15 protein-coding genes are annotated in these 21454 nt (G+C 74.4%); 11 read left to right on the forward strand and 4 right to left on the reverse strand.

What is annotated here, in order from left to right; all coding sequences use genetic code 11:
• The first annotated feature begins 135 nt into the window (after window positions 1-135).
• The 3 genes from trpC to trpA are packed head-to-tail and all read left to right on the forward strand — an operon-like array spanning window position 136 to window position 3012.
• A complete protein-coding gene (gene trpC, locus CO540_RS28610) occupies window positions 136-939 on the forward strand; it encodes an indole-3-glycerol phosphate synthase TrpC (RefSeq protein ID WP_172968088.1) in 804 nt (267 codons plus the stop codon).
• Between the two features lie 38 nt (window positions 940-977).
• Window positions 978-2204, forward strand: coding sequence for a tryptophan synthase subunit beta (trpB, locus tag CO540_RS28615; protein WP_099164320.1), 1227 nt, complete (start codon window positions 978-980; stop codon window positions 2202-2204).
• Between the two features lie 4 nt (window positions 2205-2208).
• Window positions 2209-3012, forward strand: coding sequence for a tryptophan synthase subunit alpha (gene trpA, locus CO540_RS28620; RefSeq protein ID WP_099164321.1), 804 nt, complete (start codon window positions 2209-2211; stop codon window positions 3010-3012).
• A gap of 689 nt (window positions 3013-3701) precedes the next feature.
• On the opposite strand, the gene CO540_RS28625 is transcribed toward trpA, so the two are convergent.
• Window positions 3702-4247: an NUDIX hydrolase gene (locus CO540_RS28625; protein ID WP_099164322.1), complete on the reverse strand. Its 546-nt coding sequence runs from the start codon at window positions 4245-4247 to the stop codon at window positions 3702-3704.
• A 102-nt stretch (window positions 4248-4349) separates the two neighbouring features.
• Between CO540_RS28625 and lgt the strand changes: the two genes are divergently transcribed.
• The gene (gene lgt, locus CO540_RS28630) at window positions 4350-5636 is read left to right on the forward strand and encodes a prolipoprotein diacylglyceryl transferase (RefSeq protein ID WP_099164323.1); all 1287 of its coding nucleotides are present in this window, start codon (window positions 4350-4352) and stop codon (window positions 5634-5636) included.
• A gap of 11 nt (window positions 5637-5647) precedes the next feature.
• Window positions 5648-6835 carry an NAD(P)/FAD-dependent oxidoreductase gene (locus CO540_RS28635; protein WP_098748087.1) on the forward strand — a complete coding sequence of 396 codons (1188 nt, stop codon included), beginning with the start codon at window positions 5648-5650 and terminating at the stop codon, window positions 6833-6835.
• A 36-nt stretch (window positions 6836-6871) separates the two neighbouring features.
• Here CO540_RS28635 and CO540_RS28640 read toward each other — a convergent pair whose 3' ends face one another.
• The gene (locus CO540_RS28640) at window positions 6872-7714 is read right to left on the reverse strand and encodes a GNAT family N-acetyltransferase (RefSeq protein WP_099164324.1); all 843 of its coding nucleotides are present in this window, start codon (window positions 7712-7714) and stop codon (window positions 6872-6874) included.
• Window positions 7715-7859: 145 nt separating this feature from the next.
• Here CO540_RS28640 and gltB point away from each other — a divergent pair, with 145 nt between their 5' ends.
• The 4 genes from gltB (at window position 7860) to CO540_RS28660 (ending at window position 16349) form a co-directional block, all read left to right on the forward strand.
• Complete coding sequence (gene gltB / locus CO540_RS28645; protein ID WP_099164325.1) at window positions 7860-12518, forward strand: glutamate synthase large subunit; 4659 nt, start codon at window positions 7860-7862, stop codon at window positions 12516-12518.
• Window positions 12511-14025: a glutamate synthase subunit beta gene (locus tag CO540_RS28650; protein WP_099164326.1), complete on the forward strand. Its 1515-nt coding sequence runs from the start codon at window positions 12511-12513 to the stop codon at window positions 14023-14025. The genes gltB and CO540_RS28650 overlap by 8 nt, the downstream gene beginning before the upstream one ends.
• Window positions 14026-14256: 231 nt before the next feature.
• Entirely contained in the window at window positions 14257-15759 is a 1503-nt protein-coding gene (locus tag CO540_RS28655) for an MFS transporter (protein WP_216642310.1), read from the forward strand.
• Between the two features lie 62 nt (window positions 15760-15821).
• On the forward strand, window positions 15822-16349 hold the full coding sequence (locus tag CO540_RS28660; RefSeq protein ID WP_099164327.1) for a hypothetical protein: 528 nt from the start codon (window positions 15822-15824) through the stop codon (window positions 16347-16349).
• A 96-nt stretch (window positions 16350-16445) separates the two neighbouring features.
• On the opposite strand, the gene CO540_RS28665 is transcribed toward CO540_RS28660, so the two are convergent.
• Complete coding sequence (locus CO540_RS28665; RefSeq protein WP_099164328.1) at window positions 16446-17981, reverse strand: M1 family metallopeptidase; 1536 nt, start codon at window positions 17979-17981, stop codon at window positions 16446-16448.
• Window positions 17982-18169: 188 nt separating this feature from the next.
• Between CO540_RS28665 and CO540_RS28670 the strand changes: the two genes are divergently transcribed.
• Entirely contained in the window at window positions 18170-18955 is a 786-nt protein-coding gene (locus CO540_RS28670) for an SGNH/GDSL hydrolase family protein (RefSeq protein WP_099164329.1), read from the forward strand.
• Window positions 18956-19024: 69 nt separating this feature from the next.
• Here the strand turns inward: CO540_RS28670 and CO540_RS28675 are convergent, their stop codons facing one another.
• Window positions 19025-20506 carry an MFS transporter gene (locus tag CO540_RS28675; protein WP_099164330.1) on the reverse strand — a complete coding sequence of 494 codons (1482 nt, stop codon included), beginning with the start codon at window positions 20504-20506 and terminating at the stop codon, window positions 19025-19027.
• Between the two features lie 240 nt (window positions 20507-20746).
• On the opposite strand from CO540_RS28675, the gene CO540_RS28680 reads away from it, so the two are divergent.
• Window positions 20747-21340 (forward strand): TetR/AcrR family transcriptional regulator, encoded by a 594-nt coding sequence (locus tag CO540_RS28680; protein ID WP_099164331.1) that lies wholly within the window; start codon window positions 20747-20749, stop codon window positions 21338-21340.
• Window positions 21341-21454: the final 114 nt, after the last annotated feature.

Raw genomic sequence — 21454 nt, forward strand, 5'->3', positions numbered from 1 at the left:
CATACCCCCCGGCACGTGTCGCCAGGTGGCGCCCCCTAGCATCGGCCCATGACACCCGGAGAGGGGAGTCCGTTGGTGACTGCTGAGCATGCGCACGCGGAGGGGGACGACGCCGCAGGGGCGCCGTCCGCAGGCGTGCTCGACGAGATCCTGGCCGGCGTCCGCGAGGACGTGGCCCGGCGCCAGGAGCAGGTTCCGCTGGAGCGGATCCGCGAGCTGGCCGCGGCCGCGCCGCCGCCGCTGGACGCGTACGCGGCGCTGCGCCGGCCCGGCGTGGCCGTGATCGCCGAGGTGAAGCGCTCGTCGCCGTCCAAGGGGCGGTTGGCCGAGATCGCCGACCCGGCCGACCTGGCCGGTGACTACGCGGCCGGTGGGGCGCGGGCGATCAGCGTGCTGACCGAGGGCCGCTGGTTCGGCGGGTCGCTGGACGACCTGGCCGCGGTCCGGGCCGCGGTGAACGTGCCGGTGCTGCGCAAGGACTTCGTGGTCTCCAGCTACCAGGTGCACGAGGCGCGGGCGCACGGCGCCGACCTGGTACTGCTGATCGTCGCCGCGCTGGAGCAGAACGCGCTGGTGGGGCTGCTGGAGCGGATCGAGTCGCTGGGCATGACCGCGCTGGTCGAGGTGCACACCGAGGAGGAGGCGGACCGGGCCCTGGAGGCCGGCGCCCAGGTGATCGGTGTCAACGCCCGTGACCTGCGTACCCTGGAGGTCGACCGCTCGGTGTTCGAGCGGATCGCGCCCGGCCTGCCCAGCAACGTCGTCAAGATCGCCGAGTCCGGCGTGCGCGGCCCGCACGACCTGATCCGCTACGCCTCGGCCGGCGCCGACGCCGTCCTGGTGGGCGAGGGACTGGTCACCCAGAAGAGCCCCCGTGAGGCGGTCGCCGAGCTGGTCAACGCCGGTAACCACCCGGCCACGCCCCGCCCGGTGCGCTGACCCGCGCCGGGCCACCCGACCCGAGAGGACGCCCCGCGATGAGCGCCGCACCCGCAGCCGGCCAGGTCCCCGACGCCGCCGGCCACTTCGGCCGGTTCGGCGGCCGGTTCGTCCCCGAGGCGCTCGTCGCCGCGCTGGACGAGCTGGACGCGGCGTACCGCAAGGCGATGGGCGACGAGGAGTTCCTCGCCGAGTTCGACGCGCTGCTGCGCGACTACGCCGGCACCCCCTCGAAGTTGTACGAGGCCCGGCGGCTGTCCGCCCAGCTCGGCGCCCGGATCCTGCTCAAGCGGGAGGACCTCAACCACACCGGCGCGCACAAGGTCCGCAACGTCCTCGGCCAGGCGCTGCTCACCCGGCGGATGGGCAAGCGACGGGTGATCGCCGAGACCGGCGCGGGCCAGCACGGCGTCGCCACCGCGACCGCCGCCGCCCTGTTCGACCTCGAGTGCGTCGTCTACATGGGCGCGGTGGACACCGAGCGGCAGGCGCTCAACGTGGCCCGGATGCGCATGCTCGGCGCCACCGTCGTCCCGGTCACCACCGGCTCGCGCACGCTCAAGGACGCGATGAACGAGGCGATGCGGGACTGGGTCGCCAACGTCGACACGACCCACTACCTGATCGGCACCGCCGCCGGGCCGCACCCGTTCCCGGAGATGGTTCGGGACTTCGTGCGCGGCATCGGTGTCGAGGCCCGCCAGCAGTGCCTGGACCTGACCGGCGCGCTGCCGGACGCGGTCGCGGCCTGCGTCGGTGGCGGCTCCAACGCGCTGGGCATCTTCCACGCCTTCGTGCCCGACACCGGGGTCCGGCTCTACGGTTTCGAGGCCGGCGGCGAGGGCGTCGCGACCGGCCGGCACGCGGCCAGCATCACCGGCGGCTCGTCGGGCGTGCTGCACGGCACCCGCACGTACGTCCTGCAGAACGCCGACGGCCAGACCATCGAGTCGCACTCGATCTCGGCCGGGCTGGACTACCCGGGCGTCGGGCCGGAGCACGCCTGGCTGCACGACACCGGCCGGGCCACCTACCTGCCGGTCGACGACGCCGAGGCGATGGCCGCGTTCGAGCTGCTCTGCCGCACCGAGGGCGTGATCCCGGCGATCGAGAGCGCGCACGCGCTGGCCGGTGCCAAGCGCATCGCCCCGGAACTCGCCGCCGAGCTGGGCCGCGAGCCGGTGATCGTGGTCAACCTCTCCGGTCGGGGCGACAAGGACGTCCACACCGCCGGGGCGTACTTCGGCATCCTCGACAAGGAGTGACTGCGTGAGCCGCATCGGGGTCGCGTTCGACAAGGCCCGGGCCGACGGGCGGGCCGTGCTGATCGGCTGCATGCCGGCCGGCTTCCCGACCGTCGAGGGCAGCATCGCCGCCATGACCGCCATGGTCGAGGCGGGTGTGGACGTCATCGAGGTGGAGATCCCCTACTCCGACCCGGTGATGGACGGCCCGGTCATCCAGAAGGCCAGCGACATCGCCCTGGCCGGCGGCGTACGCACCGCCGACGCGTTGCGCGTGGTCGAGGCGGTCGCCGCGACCGGGGCGTCCGTGGTGACGATGACCTACTGGAACCCCATCGAGCAGTACGGCCCGGACGCGTTCGCCCGCGACATGGCCGCCGCCGGCGGCACCGGCCTCATCACGCCCGACCTGATCCCCGACGAGGCGGCCGAGTGGCTGGCCGCCTCCGACGCGCACGGCCTGGACCGGACGTTCCTGGTGTCGCCGTCCTCCACCGACGCGCGGCTGCGGATGACCGTCGAGCACTGCCGTGGCTTCGTCTACGCCACCGCGATCATGGGAGTCACCGGCGCCCGGTCGCAGACCTCCGAGGCCGCCCCGGTCCTGGTCTCCCGGCTGCGCGAGGTCACCGACCTGCCGGTCGGGGTCGGGCTGGGCGTGGGCACCGGCGCGCAGGCCGCGACCGTCGCCGGCTACGCCGACGCGGTGATCGTGGGCAGCGCGCTGGTCCGGTGCGTGCTCGACGCCCCGGACCAGGACGCCGGCCTCACCGCCCTGCGCACGCTCAGCGCCGAACTGGCCGAAGGCGTCCGCAACCCGGTCCGCTGACCGTCTCCGCCAGCCGTCCGGCACTTGTCGGGCTCGCATCGGCCGCCGTCGGGCCGGTGTCGGGCGCCCGTCGGGTCTCCGCGCTCGCACGGGCACCGCTCAGACTCGCACTGGGCACTGGGCACTGGGCAGGGCTCGGACCGGGCGCCGGGCTGGCTCGCGCCGGGTGCCGGGCAGGCTCGCGCCGAATCCGTCGGTTCCCGCCGCCCGAGATCGGGCCACCCCCGCCGCACGCCTTTCGAGCTGAGTCGTTCGTGATATCGCGCTGCCCCGAGGGCGCAGCGGGCCGTCTTCGCGCGCACGGTTGACGCCACGCTGCCGAGAAGGCGCTGCTTGGCTCACCCCGCTACCGCCGGTCCGGCCGAGTGGCGTCCGGTCCTGCGCAGTCCCGGCGATGCCCGCCGTCCTGGTGAGATCCCCTCCCGTGCGCTGAGTCGTTACTGATATCAGCTCGACAGGCGTCGGAAAGAGACCCAGCCCGGTCTCAGCGCGACAGGCGTCGGGAAGAGACCCAGCCGGTCGAGCGAGTCGAGGCGGCCCTCTCCGGCCGACAGGCCGCCCGGGGCCGACCCCGACACAGTGGCGGCTCGCCACGCGTCGGCCGTGACCTCGCGTCGGCTGCGACCTCGCGTCGGCCCTCGATCGGCGTCGGCCCTCGATCGCGCCGGACTGCTCAGTGCCGATGCCGCTCAGCGCCGGCCGGTGTCGAGGCCACCTGGCGACCGCTGGCCGGGCGCCCTGCCGACGCCGTCGGACGGATGCGCGTCCGCCCGCGGCGGGTCGGCGGCGGGCGTGTTCCGGAGCACGCCGGAACGGCCGGCGAGCGCGTCCGCGACGGCGGCCCGGGTGGCGGGGGTGAGCGCGCGGGGCAGTGCGTCAGAGGGATGCCACTCGGGATGGCAGCCGGGTGCCGTTTCGGCGGCCGGAGCCCCATTCGCAAGCTGGGCGCGGAACACGTGCACCAGGACGTCCGGCGCACGGCCGCAACGGCCGGCCGGGGGCACGGGAGCGCTCGGGTCGGCGACCCGGTAGAGGCCGACCAGGTCGACCAGCTCGACGAGCCGGCCGGTCTCCGCGCGGATCGCCCGGACGGCGGCGTCGGGCGGGCTCTCGTCGTGGCGCAGCCGCCCGCCCGGCAGGCCCCAGCGGGGCACGCCGCCGGAGCGCCGGCAGAGCAGCACCCGGCCGGACCCGTCGCTGACGACCGCGGCGACCGCCCAGGTGAGCGCGCTCATGGACAAAGAGCGTACGGCCGCGCAAACCAGAAGTCATGCGGCTCCACGACGCGGCGGACCGGGGTGCCGCACACACGGTCCGCACCGGTACCGTGTGCACCCGTGACCCTCGCCCCGATGACCCCACTGGCGGCCATGCCCAGCCCCAGCACCGCCGTCTGGCAGCTCGGTCCCTTTCCGATCCGGGCGTACGCGCTCTGCATCATCGCCGGCATCGCGGTGGCCTGCGTGGTCACCGAGTACCGGCTGCGCCGCCGTGGCGTAGCCCCGGGCGCGGTGCTCGACATCGCGGTCTGGGCGGTGCCGGCGGGCATCGTCGGCGCCCGGATCTACCACGTGATCACCTCGCCGGAGAAATACTTCGGCGCCGGCGGTGAGCCGATCAAGGCGCTCTACATCTGGGAGGGTGGCCTCGGCATCTGGGGCGCGGTGGCCGGCGGCGCGGTGGGCGCGTGGCTCGCCGCCCGGCAGCTGGGCATCCCGCTCACCGTGGTGGCCGACGCGCTGGCGCCGGGGATGCCGCTGGCCCAGGCGATCGGCCGGCTGGGCAACTGGTTCAACAACGAGCTGTACGGCGGGCGGACGACCCTGCCCTGGGGTCTCGAGGTGCACGTGATGGACCCGGACAACCCGGGTCACGCGTTGCGCGACGACGCCGGCAACCCGGTCCTGCAACCCGGGCTCTACCACCCGACGTTCCTCTACGAACTGCTCTGGAACGTCGGCGTCGCCGCGCTGGTGCTGATTCTGGACCGCCGGCTGCGGCTGGGCCGGGGCCGCGCCTTCGCGCTCTACGTGATGGGTTACACGGCGGGCCGGTTCTGGATCGAGCTGATGCGCACCGACGAGGCCAACCACATCCTCGGCGTGCGGCTCAACGTCTGGACCGCCGCGCTGGTCTTCCTCGGCGCGCTCGTCTACTTCGTGCGGGTCCGCGGTCCCCGGGAATACCTCGTCCCGGTGGGTGAGCCGGCCGCCCCGGTGGCGCCGGCCGGCGACGTGTCCCAGGTCGACCTCTCGGCCGGCGAGGCCGGCGCGCGGCCGGTCGCGCCGGAGGGGTACCGGGTGGTGACCGAGGACCAGTTCCGCGCGTACCGGGAGACCGGCGCGCTGCCCCCGACAGAGCCGGCGGCGACCGACGACGCGGACCGTGCGGCCTCCGGCGACGATGCGGACCGTGCGGTGACCGACGACGATGCGGACCGTGCGGTGACCGACGACGACACGGACCGGCCGGACCGCGCGGCGACCGACGGCCCGGACGACGCGTCGGCCGACCGGGCCGGGGCCGGCGACGACCCGGCCGGGGCGGACCACACGGACGGGACCGACCGCGCGGACGCCGGTCGGGCGGACGCCGGCGGGCGCCCGACGGACCGGGACAGCTGAGCGGGGGAGTCATGCGCAGCGCGGTGGTGGTCGGCGCCGGCCTCGGCGGGATGGCGGTGGCCGGCGCGCTGGCCCGCTCCGGATGGCGGGTCACGCTGCTGGAACGCTCCGACCGGGTCCGGCCGGAGCCGACCGCCGTGGTGCTGTGGCCCAACGGGGTACGCGCGCTGCGCGCCCTCGGGCTCGGCGCCGGGCTGGACGCGATCGCCACGCCGTTGCCCGACGGCGGCATCCGTCGCCCGGACGGGCAGTGGCTGGTGCAGCCCCGGCCCACGCCGGCCGACCGGATGCCGGTGGTGGTGCACCGGGAGGACCTGCACGACGCGCTCATCGCCGGGCTGGGCGACCAGGTGGAGCTGCGCACCGGGGTGAGTGTGCGCAGCGTACGCGCGGTGCCCGGCGAACGTCCCGCGGTGGGCGACGGCCGGCACACGGTCGAGGCCGACCTGGTGGTGGCCGCCGACGGCACCGACAGCGAGATCCGCCGGCAGCTCTGCCCGGAGACGACGGTGGTGAGTTCCGGCTGCGCGGCCTGGCGGGCGGTCATCCCCTGGTACCGCGCGCCGCAGCTCCCTGCCGACCAGCCGGTGCACGGCGAGACGCTGGGCGCCGGCTACCGGTTCGTGGCCGCCTCACTCGGTGAGCGGGGCACCGCCGGAGCCTCCCGCCGGGGCGGCATCTACTGGGTGGCCACCGCCGCCGGCGCGCCCCGCCCCGAGCCGCCGGAGATCCAGCTGGCCCTGCTCAAGCGCTGGTACGCGGGCTGGCCCGCGCCGATCGCCACGCTGCTCGAGGCGACCGACCCGGCGGACGTGGTGCAGCAGGAGATCCGCGAGTTGCGGCCGCTGCCCCGGGCGTACGGCTTCCCGGTCGGCCCGGGCGGTGTGGTGCTGCTCGGCGACGCCGCGCACGCGATGCCGCCGCACCTGGGGCAGGGCGCCTGTTTGGCGTTCGAGGACGCGGCCACGCTCGCCGGGCTGCTGCGCGAATCGCGGCTGCCCGACGCGGTGACCGGCTACGACCGGTTGCGCCGGCCGCGCGCGGCCACCATGGTGCGGCAGACCCGCCGGATGTCGGCGGTGCTGCAGACCCGGGGCCGGCTGGCGCTGCGCGCCCGGGACGCGGCGCTCGGCACGATCAGCCCGCGGATGCGCAACACGGCCGCCGCGGCGGCCGCCGCCTGGCAGCCGCCGTCCTGACCGCCTCGCACGTCCCCCGTCCGGTCGGCGTGCTGGTCAGATGACGGCGGCCGGCTCGGCGATGCAGGCGGTGCCGACCCGGCGGAAGCCGACCCGCAGGTAGACCCGGGCGATGTCCTCGCTGCCGGCGCTCAGGAAGACCAGGTCGGTGCCGGCGGCGCGCAGCTCCCGGGCCAGCGTGGCGGTGACCGCGGCGCCCAGGCCGCGTCGGCGGGCGGAGGGCAGCGTGGCCACGCCGGCGATCTCCGCCACATCGTCCACCCGCATCGCCATGCCGCTGGCCAGCGCGCCCTCCTGCGGGGTGCCGGCGAGCGCCGATACGCGCCGGCCGTCGGTCACCCGGGCGGCCTCCTCCTCCAGCGCCTCCACGTCGAGGCGGGCCACCGCGGCGTCCCGCTCGGCCGGCCCGGCCTCGCCGCGCGCGGTGCCGCCGTTCGCGAAACCGACAGCGGCGACGGCCCGGCGCAGCGCGATGTCCGCGGCGAAGCCCGGGTCGCCCGGGTCCAGCACCCGCACCGGTACGTCGCTGAGCGTCCCCGGTTCGGGCAGCAGCTCGGGTTCGAGCAGCATGAGTGGCGCCTCCAGCACGGTGAGCCCCGCCGAGCGGGCCACCGCGAGCAGCTCCGGCTGGTGCTCGTGCACCCACTCGAACGCCTCCGGCAGGCCCAGCTCCCGCTGCCGGGCGCGGACGGCGGTCACCTCGGCCAGGGTGGGCTTCTCGGTGGCGTCGAGCCGGGGGCGGGCGTAGAACGGCCAACCGGCACCGTCGCGGACGAAGAGCACCAGGGAGTCGAACTCCTCGGTCCGGGCCCCGTCACGGGGCACCGCGTCGTAGAAACGCTCCAACCGGTCGAGTGCGTCAGCTCGTACGACATCCACCGCGCGAGACTACACGTCCCAGATTCTGGAAGTGTGATCAATCTGAACTGGCCTTGCGCCGGACGCCCTAACGTAGACTCAATAAACCCCAGAGGGCCGACGTCGTCCCCACCATGATCCAACCTGAGTGACGACAGGAGGCCCGGTGGCCTTTCCGTACCCTCTCAGCCCGCAGCCGGCCCCACGGACGACGGGGCTCTACGACCCCGCGTACGAGCACGACGCCTGCGGCGTGGCCTTCGTGGCCGACCTGCACGGGCGGCGCTCGCACCAGGTCGTCGCGAACGGCCTCGGGGCGCTCTGCCGGCTGGACCACCGGGGCGCCCGGGGCGCGGAGCACAACACCGGTGACGGCGCCGGCATCATGATCCAGGTGCCGGACGCGTTCCTGCGCGCCGTGGTCGACTTCCCGCTGCCCCCCGCCGGCCAGTACGCGACCGGTCTGGTGTTCCTGCCCGACGACGACGCGGCCGAGGCGCGCGCCCGCCAGGTGGTGGACAAGTACGCGCTGGTCGAGGGCGCCGACGTGCTCGGCTGGCGCGAGGTGCCGACCGACGCGTCCGGGTTGGGCGAGACCGCGCTCGCGGCCATGCCCCGGGTCCGGCAGCTCTTCGTGGCCGCGCACCGGCTGACCGACTCGCCGGCCGGCCCGGCCGGCTCCCCGCTGGCCGGGCTCGACCTGGACCGGGTGGCGTTCTGCCTGCGCAAGCAGGTCGAGCGGGAGACCGCCGAGCGGGGCGTGCCGGCGTACTTCCCGTCGTTGTCCGGCCGCACCATGGTGTTCAAGGGCATGCTCACCCCGGACCAACTCCCGGCGTTCTACCCGGAGCTGACCGACGAGCGGGTGGTCAGCGCCATCGCGCTGGTGCACTCACGCTTCTCCACCAACACGTTCCCGTCCTGGCCGCTGGCGCACCCGTACCGCTTCATCGCGCACAACGGTGAGATCAACACGATCCGCGGCAACCGCAACTGGATGCAGGCCCGCGAGGCGCTGCTGCGCAGCCCGAGCATCCCCGGCAACATCCGCCGCGTCTTCCCGGTGTGCACGCCGGCCGCGTCGGACTCGGCGAACTTCGACGAGGTGCTCGAACTGCTGCACCTGGCCGGGCGGAGCCTGCCGCACGCGGTGCTCATGATGATCCCCGAGGCGTGGGAGAACGACCCGGACATGCGCGCCGACAAGCGCGCGTTCTACCGCTTCCACGCCAGCCTGATGGAGCCGTGGGACGGCCCCGCCTCGGTCGCCTTCACCGACGGCGAGATCGTCGGCGCGGTGCTGGACCGCAACGGTCTGCGCCCGGGCCGCTGGTGGCACACCTCCGACGGCCTGGTGGTGCTGGGCAGCGAGGCGGGCGTGCTCGACCTCGACCCGACCACCGTGGTGGCCAAGGGCCGGCTCCAGCCCGGCCGGATGTTCCTGGTCGACACCGTCAACGGTCGGATCGTCTCCGACGACGAGATCAAGACCGAACTGGCCGCCGCGCAGCCCTACCAGGAGTGGCTGCACGCCGGTCTGATCGAGCTGGACGACCTGCCTCCGCGCGAGCACACCGTCTACACCCACGACTCGGTGCGCCGCCGGCAGCAGACGTTCGGCTACACCGAGGAGGAGCTGAAGATCCTGCTCGGCCCGATGGCCCGCAGCGGAGCGGAGCCGATCGGCTCGATGGGCACGGACACGCCGATCGCCCCGCTGTCCACCCGGCCGCGGCTGCTCTACGACTACTTCCACCAGCTCTTCGCCCAGGTCACCAACCCGCCGTTGGACGCCATCCGGGAGGAGTTGGTGACCAGCCTGGCGTCCACCATCGGGCCGGAGGGCAACCTGCTCGACCCGGGCCCGGCGAGCTGCCGGCAGATCGTGCTGCCCTACCCGGTGATCGACAACGACGAGCTGGCCAAGATCCTCTCCATCGACGAGGACGGCGACCTGCCCGGCTTCAAGGCGGTCCGGGTCTCCGGTCTCTACCGGATCCGGGACGGCGGCGCCGGCATCAAGGCCCGGCTGACCGAGATCTGCCGGCACGTGTCCGAGGCGATCGAGGACGGCGTACGGATCCTGGTGCTCTCCGACCGGGACTCCAACGCCGACCTGGCGCCGATCCCGTCGCTGCTGCTCACCGCCGCGGTGCACCAGCACCTGGTGCGCGAGCAGACCCGGACCCAGGTGGCGCTGGTCGTCGAGTCCGGCGACTGCCGCGAGGTGCACCACGCGGCCGTGCTGATCGGTTACGGCGCGGCGGCGGTCAACCCGTACCTCGCGTTCGAGTCGGTCGAGGACATGATCTCCACCGGCGCGCTGGCCGGCGTGGAGCCGGTGAAGGCGGTGCGCAACTACGTCAAGGCGCTCGGCAAGGGCGTCCTGAAGATCATGTCCAAGATGGGCATCTCCACCGTGTCGTCGTACTGCGGGGCGCAGGTGTTCGAGGCGGTCGGCCTGGACACCCGCCTGGTCGACCGCTACTTCCGCGGCACGCCGAGCACGATCGGCGGCATCGGGCTGGCCGAGATCCACACCGAGGTGGCCGCCCGGCACGCGCGGGCCTGGCCGGCGCCGGGCGCACAGGCCAGCGACCGGCTGGAGGTCGGCGGCGAGTACCAGTGGCGCCGCGAGGGCGAGCTGCACCTGTTCAACCCGGAGACGGTCTTCCTGCTTCAGCACGCCACCCGCAGCCGCCAGTACGACGTGTTCCGGCGGTACACCGCCAAGGTCGACGAGTTGGCCGCGCAGGCGGGCTCGCTGCGCGGGCTGTTCACGCTGCGCACCGGCGTCCGCCCGGCGGTGCCGCTGGACGAGGTCGAGCCGGCCACCGAGATCGTCAAGCGCTTCGCCACCGGCGCCATGTCGTACGGGTCGATCTCCGCCGAGGCGCACGAGACGCTCGCGATCGCGATGAACCGGCTCGGCGGCAAGTCCAACACCGGCGAGGGCGGCGAGGACGTCGAGCGGCTGCACGACCCGGCGCGCCGCTCGGCGGTCAAGCAGATCGCCAGCGGCCGGTTCGGCGTGACCAGCGAATACCTGGTCAACGCGGACGACCTCCAGATCAAGATGGCGCAGGGCGCGAAGCCCGGCGAGGGCGGGCAGTTGCCCGGCAACAAGGTCTGGCCGTGGATCGCGCGGACCCGGCACGCCACCCCGGGTGTCGGCCTGATCTCCCCGCCGCCGCACCACGACATCTACTCCATCGAGGACCTGGCCCAGCTCGTGCACGACCTGAAGTGCGTCAACCCGGCCGCCCGGGTGCACGTCAAGCTGGTCAGCGAGGTGGGTGTGGGCACGGTGGCGGCCGGCGTGGCCAAGCTGAAGGCCGACGTCATCCTCATCTCCGGGCACGACGGCGGCACCGGCGCGTCCCCGCTCAACTCGCTCAAGCACGCCGGCACCCCGTGGGAGCTGGGCCTGGCCGAGGCGCAGCAGACGCTGCTGCTCAACAAGCTGCGCGACCGGGTCACCGTGCAGGTCGACGGCCAGCTCAAGACCGGCCGGGACGTGCTGGTCGCGGCGCTGCTCGGCGCCGAGGAGTTCGGCTTCGCCACCGCCCCGCTGATCGTCGAGGGCTGCGTGATGATGCGGGTCTGCCACCTGGACACCTGTCCGGTCGGCATCGCCACCCAGAACCCGGTGCTGCGCGAGCGGTTCACCGGCCGCCCCGAGTTCGTGGAGAACTTCTTCCTCTTCCTCGCCGAGGAGGTCCGGGGCTACCTGGCCGAGCTGGGCTTCCGCAGCATCGACGAGGCGATCGGGCACACCGAGCTGCTCGACGTGGTCGGCGCGATCGACCACTGGAAGGGCCACGGGCTCGACCTGAGCCGCGTGCTGCACCTGCCGGAGCTGCCCGAGGGCGCGGCCCGCCGGGGCGTCCGTGCCCAGGACCACGGCCTCGACGCGGCGCTGGACAACCGGCTCATCGAGCTGGCCGGCCCGGCGCTGCGCGACGGCACCCCGGTCCGGGTCGAGGTCGAGGTGCGCAACGAGCACCGCAGCGTGGGCGCGATGCTGGGCGGCGAGGTGACCCGCCGGTTCGGCGGCGCCGGGCTGCCCGACGACACCGTCGAGTTCCTGCTGCGCGGCACCGCCGGGCAGTCGTTCGGCGCGTTCCTGCCGCGCGGGGTCACGCTGCGCCTGCACGGCGACGCCAACGACTACGTCGGCAAGGGACTGTCCGGCGGGCGGATCGTGGTCCGCCCGGACGCCGACGCGCCGTTCGTCGGCGCCGACGCCGAGCCCGGCCGCCGCGCCGAGGACCAGATCATCGCCGGCAACACGATCCTCTACGGCGCCACCGGCGGCGAGGTGTTCCTGCGCGGTCGGGTCGGCGAGCGGTTCGCGGTGCGCAACTCCGGCGCGGCCGCGGTGGTCGAGGGTCTCGGCGACCACGGCTGCGAGTACATGACCGGCGGCACGGTGGTGGTGCTCGGTCCGACCGGGCGCAACTTCGCCGCCGGCATGTCCGGCGGCACCGCGTTCGTGCACCGGCTCGACCGCCGGCTGGTCAACGCCGAGCTGGTCGACCTGTCGCCGCTGCGCGACGAGGAGCGCGACCGGCTGCACGAGCTGGTCCAGCGGCACTTCGCCGAGACGGACTCGGCGGTCGCCGAGGACCTGCTCAAGCGCTGGCCGCAGGCGGTGGAGGAGTTCACCGCCGTGGTGCCCCGGGACTACCGCCGGGTCATGGAGATCATGCGGGCCGCCGAAGCCGCCGGCCGGAACGTCGACGACGCGGTGATGAGTGCCCTCTCTCCCGCCCCGGTACCACCCGCGCCCCGGGTGGTCGCCCAGGAGGTGGCTCGTGCCTGACCCCAACGGTTTCCTGCGCTACGACCGGCGGCTGCCCGCCCGCCGCCCGGTGCCGGTGCGGATCACCGACTGGCGGGAGGTCTACCCGCCGGCCGGTGAGGAACTGGTCCGCGAGCAGGCCACCCGGTGCATGGACTGCGGCATCCCGTTCTGCCACAGCGACACTGCCGGCTGCCCTCTCGGGAATCGAATTCCGGACTGGAACGACCTGGTCCGCACCGGCAACTGGGACGCGGCGGTGGAGTCGCTGCACGCCACCAACAACTTCCCCGAGTTCACCGGGCGGCTCTGCCCGGCACCGTGCGAGGCGGCCTGCGTGCTCGGCCTGGGCGGCCAGCAGCCGGTCACCATCAAGCAGGTCGAGGTGGAGATCGCCGACGCGGCGGTGGCCCGCGACGGCCTGCGTCCCCGGCCCGCCTCCGCCCCGACCGGCCGGTCGGTCGCGGTGGTCGGCTCCGGCCCGGCCGGGTTGGCCGCCGCGCAGCAGCTCGCCCGCGCCGGTCACACGGTCACCGTGTACGAGCGCGACGACGCGATCGGCGGCCTGCTCCGCTACGGCATTCCCGACTTCAAGTTGGAGAAGCAGCACGTCGACCGCCGGGTCGCCCAGCTCACCGCCGAGGGGGTGCGGTTCCGCACCGGTGTCGAGGTCGGCGTCGACGTGACCGCCGACCAGCTGCGCGCCGAGCACGACGCGGTGCTGCTCGCCTGCGGCGCGCTCCAGGGCCGGGACACCCCGGGCACCCCGGGCCGGGCGCTGCGCGGCGTGCACCAGGCGATGGCGCACCTGGTGGCCGCGAACCGGGTGGTGGCGGCCGCGGGCGACGGGCGGCCCGCCCTGGCCGTGCTGCCGGACGGCACGCCGATCGACGCGGCCGGCAAGCACGTGGTGATCATCGGTGGTGGCGACACCGCGGCGGACTGCCTCGGCGTGGCCCACCGGCAGGGCGCGGCCGGCGTACACCAGCTCGACCTCTACCCGCAGCCCCCGACGGAGCGGGACGGCGCGCGGGACCCGTGGCCGACCTGGCCGTGGGTGCTGCGGTCCTATCCGGCCCACGAGGAGGGCGGGGAGCGGGTCTTCGCGGTGGCGGTGCAGGAGTTCGTGGACGACGGCACCGGGCAGGTCCGCGCCGTGCGCATCGCCGAGGTGACCGTGGAGAAGGTCGACGGCCGGCGCATCGTCACCCCGCTGCCCGGATCCGAGCGGGAGATCCCGGCCGACCTGGTGCTGCTCGCGATCGGCTTCGAGGGCACCGAGGAACAGCCGCTGCTGGCCCAGTTCGGGGTGACCCGCAACGGCCGCGGCGCGGTCGACGCCCGCCCCGACTGGCAGACCGACGCCGACGGGGTCTTCGTCGCCGGGGACATGCACCGGGGCGCCTCGCTGATCGTCTGGGCGATCGCCGAGGGGCGGGCCGCGGCCGCGGCCATCCACGCGTACCTGGGCGGGGTGGGCGAGCTGCCCGCCCCGGTCGACCCGGCCCGGCAGCCACTCGCCGTGTAAGGAGGGGCCCCCTGTTAACGCCTCCGGTAGAGCAGGGGGCCCCTCTTAACACCTGCGTCAGGGTGGGACGCCCGGTATCGCACCGACCCGGACCGGGTGTCCGGGTCGCCCGGTGACACCTGCCACCAACTGTCGCCACGACGTTTCCTCCGCCGCCAGACTTGGCGACCGGCCGGACCTCACGAGGGTCCGGCCTTCGTCATGTCGCTGTCGTCAACGGGGGAGATCGTCGTGGCTCTCGGCGCCACGTTCGCCGCGCTGCGCCACCGGAACTACCGGATCTGGGCGGGTGCCGGCTTCGTGTCGGTCACCGGCACCTGGATGCAGGTGCTCGGCGTCAACTGGTTCGTGCTCGCGGAGACCGGCTCCGCCACCTCGATGGGCCTCACCGTCCTGCTCCAGGCGCTGCCCACGCTGCTGCTCAGCGTGTGGGGCGGCGCGCTGGCCGACCGCCTGCCCGCCAAGCCGCTGCTGGTCACCGCACAGGCGGCGCACGCGGTGCTGGCCGCCGGCCTGGCCGTGGTGGCGCTCACCGGCGTCGGAGGTCTGCCGGCCGTCTACGCGATCTCGCTGGCCACCGGCGCGGTGTCGGCGATCGAGGGGCCGGTGCTGGGCCGCTGGGCGTCCACCCTGGTGGACCGGGAGAGCCTCGGCAACGCGCTCGCGCTCGGCTCGCTGACCAACTCCGCCGGGCGGATCCTCGGCATGAGCGTGGGCGCCGTGGTGGTCGCCGCCGTCGGCCCGGCGCTGCTGTTCGCGGTCAACGCGGCCAGCTTCGTGGCGGTCGTGGTCGCGCTGCTGGCCGTACGCGAGGGGGAGCGGCACACCGGCGGGCCGGTGGCGGCCGACGTGGATCCCGCGGACGGCGGCATCCGGGCCGGGTTCCGCTACCTGCGGGGTCAGCCGGTGGTGCTGGTCGCGCTGGCGCTGTCGTTCGTGCTGGGCAGCCTGGGCCGCAACTACCAGGTGACCATGGCGGCGATGAGCGACGGGCCGCTGGGCGGCGGCGCGTCCGGCTACGGCTTCCTGTCCACCGTCTTCGCCGTCGGAGCGGTGCTCGGCGCGCTGGTCGCGGCCCGCCGCGCCGAGCTGGGCTACGCGGTGCTGGTCGGCGCGGGGCTGCTCGCCAGCGCGCTGCAGATCGTGGCCGGGCTGGCCCCGGGCACGGCGAGCTTCGCCGCGGTGATCCTGCCGGTGGCGGCGGCGGCCGTGGTCATCGACACCACGGTCGGCGCCCGCGCGCAGCTGGACACCGACTACGCGATGCGCGGGCGGGTGCTGGCGGCGCTCGCGGTCACCGGATCGGTCGCCGCCGCGGTGGGCGCGCCGTTGCTGGGGTGGCTGGCCGAGCACGCCGGCCCCCGCCAGACGCTGGTGCTGGCCGGCGCGGTCAGCGCCGTGGCGACGCTCGCGGCCGGGGTGGCGCTGGACCGGCTGCGCGAGCGCCGGCTCGTCCGGACGCTGCCCGCGGTGCGTCGTCCGGTTGGTCGGCTCACGCTCGCGCTGCCCGCGGTGCGTCGTCCGGTCCGTCGGGTGGCGGCGAGCGCCGTGCGGGTGGTGCGGCCGGTCCGACGTGCCGCGCCGGTCCCGTCCGGGCCGACCCCGACCGTCGCGGCGGGTGTCGCGCCGACCGTCATGGCCGGTCGGCCGGTCCCGGCGGCACGGCCCGGGGTCCGCCCCGGCACGGCCCGACCGGCCTCGGCCGCCGCCCGGGTGGACGCGGGCCGCCGCTGAGGTGGGCCACGTCATGCCCGCCGGGGCCCCGCCGGCACGATGATCATCGTTACGCTGCGGGCATGGACGTCGAGGTACGCCTGCGGCGCATCCGCCGCTGGCTCTGGGTCGTGGTGGTGGGGCTCTTCCTCAGCGGGGTGACCGCGTTCCCGCTGGAGATCGAGGTCCGGTGGCTGCTCGCGGCGCTCGACCCGCTCGCCGGGCGGCTCCCGGCGCTGGTCGGCTGGATCGAGCGGGTCCACGACGGGCTGGTGGCCGCGGACCGGGACTACCCGTTCCTGCTCTACGGCACCGACTGGCTGGCGTTCGCCCACCTGGTGCTGGCGGTGGCGTTCTGGGGGCCGCTGCGCGACCCGGTGCGTAACGTCTGGGTGGTCCAGGTCGGAATGATCGCCTGCGCCGGCATCGTGCCGCTGGCCCTGATCTGCGGCCCGATCCGGGACATCCCGTGGTTCTGGACGCTCGTCGACCTCTCGTTCGCGGTCGGCGCGTTCCCGCCGCTCTGGTTCGCGTACCGGCACATCCGCGCGGTCGAGGCGGCCCGGACGCCGGCGACGCCGGTCGGGACGCCCGCGCCGGCGGCCGGCTGACCGGGGCCGTACCCGGCCGCAGCGGGGACCACGGACCCGGGGCCGGTCCGGCCGGGCCCGCCCCGCCGGTGGGGGAGCGGGCCCGGCCGGCGCCGGTCAGCGGCCGAGCAGGTCGTGCGCGGCCCGGATCTTCGCCCAGGAGGCGGGTCGGGTCGGGGCCGAGGTCGCCCGCGCGGTGGCGCCCACCTCGGGGCGACCGGCGGTGAACAGCCAGGTGGTGAACACCGCGTCCAGGTCGCGACCGGAGACGCGCTCCGCGAGCGCCTGGAACTGTTCGATGGTGCCGTTGCCGTACTGGCGCTGCGCGGTCCAGGCGCGCAGGATCCGGAAGAACGCCGGATCGCCGACGGCCAGCCGGATCTGGTGCAGCGCCATCGCGCCCCGGTCGTAGACGGCGTCGTCGAAGATCCGGTCGGCGCCCGGGTCACCGGGGAGCACCTGCCAGAACTCCGAGTCGGCCGGGTAGCTGGAGTAGGTGAAGTCGAACAGCTCCTGGGCGGTGCCCTCGTCCTGCTCCTCCGACCAGAGCCACTCGGCGTACGAGGCGAAGCCCTCGTTCAGCCAGATGTTGCGCCAGGCCGCCACCGAGACCGAGTCGCCGAACCACTGGTGCGCGTTCTCGTGCACCACCACGTACGGGTTCGCGCCGCGTCGCCAGAAGCCGGGGCCGTACACCGGTCGGGTCTGCGTCTCCAGCGCGAAGCCGATGCCGTCGATCGGCCCGGCCACGCCGCCCTGCGCCTCGAACGGGTACGGGCCGAACAGCCCGCTCTCCCAGTCGACGATCTCGGCGGTGCGTTCGATGCTGGCCCGGGCCGCCGGACCGCGCTCGCCCAGCGTGGTGCTGTACGCGTTCACCACCGGCTGCCCGTTCGGCGCGGTGTCGGTGACGATGTCGTACTGCCCGATGGCCAGGAACGCCTGGTAGGTGGCGCCGGGCTTCACGCTGCGCCAGCTCCACCGGGTGCGGTTGCCGGCCTCCGGCAGCGGGTCGCGCGGCTGCACGCCGTTGCTGACCACCTCGACACCGGTCGGCACCGAGACCGAGATGTCCCAGGTGGCCTTGTCCTTCGGGTGGTCGTTGCTCGGATACCACCACCAGGCCGACTCGGGCTCGTTCACGGCGAGCGCCCCGTCGGCGGTGCGGGTCCAGCCGGTGTAGCCGTAGACCTTCGTCTGCGAGGGGACGCCGGCGTACTTCACCACGACGGTGAGCTGCTGGCCCCTGGCCAGGGGCCGGGCCGGGGTGATCACCAGCTCGTGGTCGCCGGCCCGGGCGAACCTGGCGGCCCAGCCGTTGACCCGGACCGACTCGACGTCGAGCGCGAAGTCGAGGTTGAAGCGGGACAGGTCCTTCCTGGCGGTGGCCAGGATCGTGGTGGTGCCGCTGAGCCGGTCGGTGGACGGCTCGTAGCGCAGCCGGATGTCGTAGTGGTCGACGTCGTAGCCGCCGTTGCCGTAGTCGGGGAAGTAGCTGTCGCCCAGCCCGGGGCTGCCCGGCGTCGGGGTCGCCGCCGCGGGGTGCGGGCCGCCCCGTCCGGTCGGGGCGGCCAGGCCAGGGGCGCCGGTCACGGTGGTGCCGGCGGTGGTGAGGGTCAGGGCGGCGATCGCCGCCGTGAGTGCGCGTCGCACGGGTGGGACTCCCTCCGTCGGGTGTACGCACCGGCCAACCTAATCGACGCATGTAAACGGATCTGGGTCGGCAGCTATTCAATTCTTGCGAATGTTTCGATAGCATTACCGACTAGTAACAAGCACGACCCCTCGGCCACGCGCGCGGTCAACGGGCTCCACCACCCCTGTCCCGTGGAGGTCCTGTCATGTCCCGTCGCGTCCGTACCGCCCTCGCCGCGGTGTTGGCGGCCGTCCTCGGCGCCGTGCTCCTGCCCGGCGCGGCCCGCGCCGCCACCGTCAACTACGTCGCCCTGGGCGACTCCTACTCCTCCGGCGTCGGCGCCGGGCCGTACGACCTCTCCACCTGCCTGCGCAGCCAGAAGTCGTACGCCCCGCTCTGGGCCGCGGCGCACGCGGTCACCAGCTTCCGGTTCCCGGCCTGCGGCGGCGCGGTCACCGCCGACGTCCGCAACAACCAGGTCGGGCAGCTCAGCGCGAGCACCACGCTGGTCACCATCACCATCGGCGGCAACGACGCCGGCTTCGCCGACGTGATGACCAGCTGCCGCTTCGGCAGCACGTCGAGCTGTGAGAGCGCGGTGGCCGGGGCCAAGGCGTTCGCCACCGCCACGCTGCCCGGCCGGCTCGACGCCACCTACGCCGCGATCCGCGAGCGGGCCCCGAACGCCCGGCTGGTGGTGCTGGGCTACCCGCGGCTGTTCGAGACCGGATACTGCGGCCTGCTCGCCATGAGCAGCTACAAGCGCACCATCCTCAACCAGGCCGCGGACGTGCTGAACGGGGTCACCGCCGACCGGGCCGGCGCGGCCGGGGCCACCTTCGTCGACGCCCGGCCGTACTTCACCGGGCACGGTGTCTGCGCGGCCGAGCCGTGGATCCGCGACGCCAGCGGCGTGATCGAGGCGTACCACCCGAACGCGAGCGGCTACCGCTACGGCTACCTGGCCGCGCTGACCGCCGCCATCGGCTGAGGTGTAAGGAGGGGGCCCCTCTTAACGCATCCTGCAGAGGAGGGGCCCCCTTTTAACAACTCACGCGGGTCAGCGGCCCGCCGGCGCCAGACTGCCGACCGTCTCCGACGCCACGACCGGCGCGCCGGTCACGCCCGGCACCGGTCCCAGCCGCCGCCGTCGAGGTCGCGCCTGGCGCCCGGAGGGGACCGCGAGGGCGGCCAGCGCGGCGGCCAGCGAGATGCCGGTGAGCAGCAGGAAGCCCGCGGTGAAGCCGGCCTCCCGGGGCAACCCGCTCGCCTGCGGGTGAGCGGTGATCACGGCGCTGGCCAGGGCCGCGCCGATCGCGCCGCCGATGGTGCGGATGTTGGCGTTCATGCCGGTCGCGGCGCCGGTCTGTGCGGCCGGCACGCTGGCCACGATGAGGTTGGCCATCGAGGCGAACGCCAACCCGATGCCGAGGCCCACGAGGCCGCCGGCCACGCCGACCTCCCACCGGGTGTCGTGCGCCACGGTGAGCATCGCCGCCGCCGCCACGTTGAACGCCGCGCCGGTGCTCAGCTGCGCCTTGGCGCTGAACCGGGACTCCAGCCGGCCGGCCAGCAGACCGGCGGCGAACATGCCGACCAGCATCGGCAGCATCAACAGCCCGGCCTGGGTGACGCTGGCGCCGAAGCCGTAGCCGGCGCTGGTGGGGATCTGGGCGAACTGCGGCAGGAACGCGTAGACGGAGAACATCGAGGCGCCGTAGAGCAGCGCGACCAGGTTGGTCGTCCAGACCGCCGGCAGGCGCATCATCCGCAGGTCGATCAGCGGGTTCCCGGCCCGGGCCTCGGCGACCAGCCAGGCCGCCGCCAGCACCACGGCCAGCGTCAGCAGCCCGACCACCCGGCCGGAGCCCCAGCCCCACGCGGCGCCCTTGCTGACCGGCAGCAGCAGCGCCACCAGCCAGCCGGACAGCAGCAGCGCGCTGAGCCAGTTGATCCGGCCCGGCGTGCGCACCGGCGACGGCGGCACGAACCGGTACGCGGCCAGCGCGGTCAGGCCGACCACCACCAGCGGGATCCAGAACAGCCAGCGGTAGCCGAGGGTGGCCACGATCGGTCCGGCCAGCACCACGCCCAGCCCGCCGCCGACGGCGACGACCGCCGAGATCGAGGCGACCGCCGAACTCACCCGGGCGGCCGGGAACTCGTCCCGGATGATGCCGAAGGACAGCGGGAAGACGGCGCCGCCGATGCCCTGGACCACCCGGGCGGCGATCAGCACGCCGATGCTCGGCGCGACGGCCGCCAGCAGGCAGCCCAGCGCGAGCGCGGCGAGCGAGACCACCAGGGTCCGCTCCTTGCCGATCATGTCGCCGACCCGGCCGAGGATCGGCGTGAAGATCGACGCGGAGAGCAGGTAGGCGGTCAGCACCCAGGTCACCGTGTTCGGCGAGGTGTGCAGGTCGTGCTGGATCGTGGGCAGCACCGGGGTGATCAGCGACTGGAGCATCGCGAAGAATCCGGTGCCGGCCGCGAGGACGAGGAACGTCATCCGGCGCGAGCCGCGCCGGGGTGTGTCGATCATGTGGGAGAACTCCCGTTCGGTACGAGATCGGTGGCCGCTCGCGCGGGTGGCGGCGGTGGCGGCCGGGTCGTCGCCGGTGGTCAGCGGTCAGCGGGCATGGCGGGACCTCCTGGGGTCCGGGGTCGGTTTCGGTCACCCACGCCGGCCGGACGCGGCCGGGAAGTCCGGAGTACGCTATCCGGAGGGGTGCCTCCACCAACGTAGCGGAGGGGTGCCTCCGGTTGCAAGCGGGAGGGAGAGGTGACGCGCGTCATGGCCAGCGCCGACCAGCGGGACGAGGTCTTCGCGCGCCGCCCGAAACGGGCCGACGCCCGGCGCAACTACGACGCGCTGATCGCCGCCGCCCGCGAGGTGTTCGGCGAGTGCGGCGCGGGGGCGTCGCTGGAGGAGATCGCCCGCCGGGCGGGCGTGGGCATCGGCACCCTCTACCGCAACTTCCCCGGCCGGCGGGACCTGTTCGAGGCGGTCTACGTCGAGGAGGTGCGGGCGCTCAGTGCCTCCGCCGCCGACCTGGCCGACCTCGCCCCGTGGGACGCGCTGGTCGGCTGGCTGCACCGGTTCGTCGCCTACGTGGCCACCAAGCGGGCCCTGGCCGAGGAGTTGGTGCACGACTCCGAGGTGTTCCGCAGCTGCCGCACCGAGATCTACGCGGCCGGCGAGCCGCTGCTGCGCCGGGCCCAGGCCGCCGGGGCCGCCCGGCCGGACGCCGACTTCGACGACGTGGTGCGGCTGATCAGCGGGCTCGCGGCGTACCAGTTCCCGGACCCGGCGCAGCGCGACCGGGTGCTGGCGATCGCGCTGGACGGCCTGCGCCCGCCGGCGACACCCGCCTGAGCCGCAGGGCGGGACCGCAGAGTCCGCCGGCCGAGGTCGGGGAGCAGGCGGCCCCGCCAGCCCCCGCCGATCTTGCACTTTGAGTCGACAGAACGCGGCTCATGCGCCCTTTGC

The sequence above is a fragment of the Micromonospora sp. WMMA2032 genome (assembly GCF_002688545.1).
GTDB classification, from domain to species: domain Bacteria; phylum Actinomycetota; class Actinomycetes; order Mycobacteriales; family Micromonosporaceae; genus Micromonospora; species Micromonospora sediminicola.